Genomic DNA, 5,743 nt, shown 5'->3' with positions numbered 1-5,743 from the left:
CTACTGGGTGGCCAACGTGCGCCGGCCGGTCCGGTTCAGCCAGGCCATCACCGCCGCGGCGCAGGAGATGGGCACATTCATCGAGGTGAGTGCCAACCCGGTCCTGACGTACGCGGTCAGCGACACGCTGGCAACGGGGCAGCACCGCAGTTTCGGCACCCTGACCCGGGACGCCGACGACACGCTTAACTTCCACACGACGCTGAACGCGACCTTCACCAACCACGCACCAGAAACCCAGCATCTGGCCGAGCCGCACGCCGCGCTGCCCACCACTCCGTGGCACCACACCCACCACTGGGCGATCAAGAAGCTCGCGGCATCGTCGGTTGCCTCCGCACCCCGTCCGGGCACCGTGCTGGGCGCGCATACCACTGTCGCGGGGGACCGGCCCGGACATCTGTGGCAGGCGCGACTGGTCCCGCAGGCCAAGCCGTATCCCCATTCGCACCGGTTCGCCGGGGTGGAGATCGTTCCGCTGTCGGTTTTGCTCCAGACGCTGTCAATGGCCGCCACCGAGTGCGGCGGCGACGCCGAGGCCGTTATTGCCGACGTAGGGTTCGACTTTCCGATCACGCTCGACCAACCCCGCGTGGTGCAAGTCTTCACCGACGGCGAGGCCATCACCGTTTCCTCCTGCTCAGCGGTCCCGGAGGCTTCCTCGGCGGCCCCGCCGTCAACAGAGCCCGGCGGCACTCGCTGGGTCCGGCACGCATCAGCACGGATTTCGCACCAGCCGTACGGCTGGGACGGTGCAGACACTGGCCCCCGCTCCACCGAACGCGCCGACACCGAACAAGAAGTGTCCGGCTACGACCCCTCTGCGCTGGCCGAACTGCACAACGCCTGGGATATCGAGGGCCAGGCCTACCCGTGGACGGTCCACCCGGTCGACTCCGACGTGGCCGCACCCGGCACGCTGCACGCCGTGGTGGACCTGCCGGACACGACTGCGGTGGCGCTACTGGATGCCGGGGTGAATCTGGGTCGGCTTGTCGACGCTTCCGGCCCCGGACTCAAGGTGCCCTCTTCTGCCGAGGCTGTCGTTTTCCACGCCGGGGCCTTCCGCGCCGGATTCTCGGGTTCCCAGGGCGTCGTCGACGCCCGATTCCTCGGGCGAGACGGAGACGACCTTCTCGTCGACATCACCATCACCGATGCAGCGGGTGCGCCGGGTGTGGATATCCGCGCGATGCGCTACACCCCGGTGGAACTGCGGGCCGTCGAACTCGCCGACCCCAACCGTGTCGCCCACGTCCTGAACTGGCAGCCATGGACGCCGAACGCGGCAGAAACCGACACGCCGCCCCCGGAGTCGGCAGCAATCCCCGCGGCTTCGACGCCAGAAACCTCGATCGCGGTCATCGGTGACGGTGACATCGCCGGCACGGTGCGCGACGGCCTGCACGGTGCGGGCCACCGTAGCTCCGAAGTCGACGACGCCCGCCACGTGGTGTACGTCGCCGACCCGGGATCCGCAGGGGTCGATACCGACCTCGAGGCTTCCGTTCGCCTCACCACCGAGGTGTCCGAACTCGTCGGCCGCCTCGCCGAGCGCGACCCGCGTAACCCGGCCACGCTGTGGATCGTCACGCGCGGGGTGCATGAGTCGGCCTCCGACGCGGCCATGCGTCAGAGTTGTCTGTGGGGCCTGGCCGGAGTGGTGGGCGCCGAGCAGCCGCAGCTGTGGGGTGGCCTGATCGACCTGGCCGACGGCCAAGATCCAGCTGAGGTGGCCGACGGCGCGGGGGCGCTCGCCGGGGTGCTGTCGACACCCATCAAGTCCGTCGCCGTGTTTCGGGACGGAGAGTTCCGCACCTCGACGCTGGCCGAGATCACCGCCGAACCGGTGCGGGAAATGCTGCACTGCCGCCCCGACGCCGCCTACCTGATCACCGGCGGCATGGGTGCGCTCGGCTTCCTCATGGCCGATTGGCTCGCCGACCGGGGTGCACGTCGCCTCATCCTGGCCGGCCGCACTTCGCTGCCGCCGCGCCGAGCCTGGGACAACCCGCAAGAGGTAGCTGCCGACACTCCCGGTGCCGGCACCCTCGACCCCGACATCCGGCGAAAGATCGCGGCGGTCCGCGCGCTTGAGAAGCGCGGGGTGTCCGTCGAGACGGTGGTGCTCGATATCGGCTCACCAGCGGCGATACATGCCTTGCTGGACAAACGCGACGCCGACGGTGCTCCGCCGATCCGCGGTGTCATCCACGCTGCCGGCGTCACCGAGGCGCAGCTGCTCACCGAGATCGAGGAGCAGCGGGTACACCGCACCCTATGGCCGAAGGTCGCCGGCGCCCGGGCGCTGCATGAAGTCTTCGCGCCGGGCCACCTGGACTTTCTCTACCTGGCTGCCTCGGCCGGTGCTGTCTTCGGCATCCCGGGTCAGGGCGCCTACGCGGCGGCTAACGCCTATCTGGACGGTCTGGCCCGCGCACGCCGTCGGCAGGGCTGCAACACGGTGAGCCTGGACTGGGTAGCTTGGCAGGGGCTCGGGTTCGCCAACGAGGCGCAGATCGTGCTCGCTGAGCTTGAACGGGTGGGTTCGCGGCCGGTCGGCGCTGCCGAGGCCTTCGCGGCCTGGGATTTCGTCACCCGCTTCGACGTCGACCAGGTCGTGATGGCGCCGATGCTGTCTGCCGAGGATGCTGCGGCGGTCGTCTCTGATAGCCACCGCCCATCTGCGCCGACCCGGGCCTGGTCATCGATGGCCCCCGAGGAACTGCGGACCGAACTGCAGAGCGGGCTACGCAGCATCCTGGCGACCGAGCTGCGGCTGCCCGAAAGCGACGTTCACACTGATCTTCCATTCGCCGAGATGGGGCTCAACTCGGTGATGGCGATGTCCATTCGCCGCGAAGTCGAGCGGTTGGTGGGACTCGAATTATCCGCGACCATGCTGTTCAACCACCCCACCATCGCCACGTTCACCACCTACCTCGCCAACCAGCTGGTGCCCGACAGCGTCGGGGACGGGACCATTGCCGCAGACTCCGACGATTCGGGCGACAGCTTGCTCGATTCGCTGTTCGACAGCGTTGAATCGAACTGACGCGACGTTGAATCGAACTGACGCGACGTTGAATCGAACTGACCCACTGATTTCTGGATTCACCCGACTCGCGAGAACATGAACACGTCGGGAGCCGATTCGAAAGGAATTCGCCCATGCCAGCTGTCACAGCGCTGTCTGAGGCCTCCATCCCTGCGATGCTTGCCGATCGTGCGCGGCAACAGCCTGACGACATCGCGTATACATTCGTCGATTACGAAGTTGACCCGGCCGGCGTCTCGGAGAGCCTGACCTGGTCTGAAGTGCATGCACGCGCACAGATCGTTGCCGAGAGGCTGGCGAGGTGCGGCTCCCCGGGAGACCGGGCGGTGATCCTGGCACCGCAAAGCCTGGAATACGTCGTTGCCTTTTACGGCGCCGTTGCGGCCGGCTTCATCGCCGTGCCGCTGTCGATGCCCCAGCTGCGTCAGCACGACGAGCGGGTAACCGGCGCGATGCAGGACGCCACTCCGGTTGCGGTGCTGACCACATCGGCGGTCGCTGACAGCGTCAGAAAATACGGTCAGGCCGACCCCAGGCAGCGCGGCCCGAAGTTCATCGAAGTCGATACCTTGGACTTCGATTCCCCGCCCAAGCCCGCAGCGCGGATCTCATTGCCCAAGACGGCCTACCTGCAGTACACCTCGGGGTCCACCCGCAGGCCCGCGGGCGTGGTGGTCACCCACGCCAACGTGGCCATCAATGTGGGGCAGTTGCTGACCGACTACTACGAGGCCTACCCCGATGGCGCCCCGGAGGACACCACGGTCGTGTCCTGGCTGCCGTTTTATCACGACATGGGTCTCATCGTCGGCGTCTTCATTCCGATGGTGCTGGGCTGTCCGGCGGTGTTGATGAGTCCGATCGCATTCATGCAGAAGCCGGCCCGCTGGATGCAGCGGCTGGCATCGGCCACTGCCGCGTTCACCGCGGCGCCGAATTTCGCGTTCGAGCTGGCCGTCGCGCGAACCACCGATGAGGACCTGGCCGGCCTGGACCTCGGCGGGGTGGCCGTGATGATCAACGGGGCCGAGCGGGTACACGGGTCGACGGTGCGCCGGTTCAATGACCGCTTCGCGGCCTTCAACCTCCCCGAATCGGCGATGCGCCCGTCCTTCGGTATGGCCGAGGCGACGGTGTATGTGGTGGCCTCCGCCGGTGGACGTCCCCCCACAGCGGTGCGCTTCGACTACGAGAAGTTGGCCGCCGGTCATGCCGAGCAGTGCGAACAGGGGAGTGGCTCGGAACAGATCGGCCTCGGTAGGCCGCGGTCGACCACCGTGCGAGTGGTCGATCCCGAGGCCTGTGTGGAGAATCCAGCCGGCAAGATCGGTGAGGTATGGCTGCATGGTGAGCATGTCGCCGGCGGCTACTGGCACAACCCGCAGCTGACCGAGGAGCTGTTCGCCGGACAGTTGAGCGAGGCGGTGCCGGGTACCCCGAACGGACCGTGGCTGCGCACCGGCGATCTGGGCGTGATGTTCGATGACGAGCTCTACATCGTCGGCCGGATCAAGGATCTGCTGATCGTCGACGGCCGCAATCACTATCCCGACGACATCGAGGCCACCGTCGCCAAGTTCACCGGCGGCCGAGTGGCCGCGATCTCCATCCCCGACGACGCTAGCGAGAGCTTGGTGGTGATCGCCGAGTTGAAGAAGCAGACCGACAGCGACGTGCTGGAGTCGCTGAAACAGCAGGTAACAGCGGCGGTATCGCTGACCCACAGCGTCCGGCTCGCTGATTTCGCCTTGGTCGGGCCCGGCACGCTGCCCTTGACGACCAGCGGCAAGGTCCGCCGCGCAGCCTCTGTCGAGTTGTACCGCAGCAAGGACTTGACCCGTCTGGACGTCACTACATGACCTCAGCCATCGACGAGGCTGCTGTTCGGAGATGGTTGGTCGATTACCTGGTCAACAACAACGGTTGCAGCCCTGAACACATTGATCGTGGCGCCTCGATGCACGATCTCGGCGTGGGATCCCGCGACGCGGTGGTACTCACTGGGGTTTTGTCGGAGTTCCTGGGCCGCCCCGTGTCTCCGGTGGATTTCTGGCAGTACCCAACAGTGGACGCGCTGGCGAAGTTCCTGACCGGTGGCGAGGTCGAGCCTTTGGCCGAGCCGGTCGTGGGTCGCGAGTACGGTTCCGATGACGAACCGATCGCTGTGATCGGTTTGGGCTGCCGGTTCCCCGGCGATGACGGCAACATTGAAGGCCCGGAAGCATACTGGGAGTTCCTGTCCGAGGGCCGTTCAGCGGTGCGGGAGGTTCCCGCGGATCGCTGGGAGTCATCTCGGATAGATTCCGCGGAGGCTGCGGCGGCACTGGCGGGGACCAATCGGTGGGGTTCGTTCCTGCGCGACATCGACGCCTTCGACGCGGAGTTCTTCGAGATCTCGCCCAGCGAGGCCGACAAGATGGATCCGCAGCAGCGACTGCTGCTGGAGGTCACCCAAGAGGCGCTGGAGAACGCCGGGATTCAGGCACACACGCTGCGACATTCCCAGACCGGGGTGTTCGCCGGCGCGTGCCTGGGCGAATACGGGTACCTGTCTTCGGCCGATCTCGGCGACGTCGACTCTTGGTCGGGCACTGGTGGCGCGTTGAGCATCATTGCCAACCGGGTCTCCTATTATTTCGATCTGCGTGGTCCGTCGGTGACCATTGACACGGCCTGTTCGTCCTC

Annotated in this window: 3 protein-coding genes; all 3 read left to right on the top strand. The window is 66.6% G+C overall.

Annotated features, from left to right (window positions below):
• The coding region (locus ACPGXI_RS17575) for a KR domain-containing protein (RefSeq protein WP_526655248.1) at positions 1 to 3,055 on the top strand (3,055 nt) is incomplete at its 5' end.
• 116 nt (positions 3,056 to 3,171) lie between these two features.
• A complete protein-coding gene (locus tag ACPGXI_RS17570) occupies positions 3,172 to 4,917 on the top strand; it encodes a fatty-acid--AMP ligase (RefSeq protein ID WP_526655246.1) in 1,746 nt (581 codons plus the stop codon).
• A partial coding sequence (locus tag ACPGXI_RS17565) for a type I polyketide synthase (RefSeq protein WP_526655244.1) occupies positions 4,914 to 5,743 on the top strand: 830 nt, incomplete at its 3' end. The genes ACPGXI_RS17570 and ACPGXI_RS17565, both read left to right, overlap by 4 nt.

The sequence above is a fragment of the Mycobacterium sp. genome, from assembly GCF_049608025.1.
Classification (GTDB): Bacteria; Actinomycetota; Actinomycetes; order Mycobacteriales; family Mycobacteriaceae; genus Mycobacterium.
This window is presented reverse-complemented; position numbering and strand designations above follow the sequence as displayed.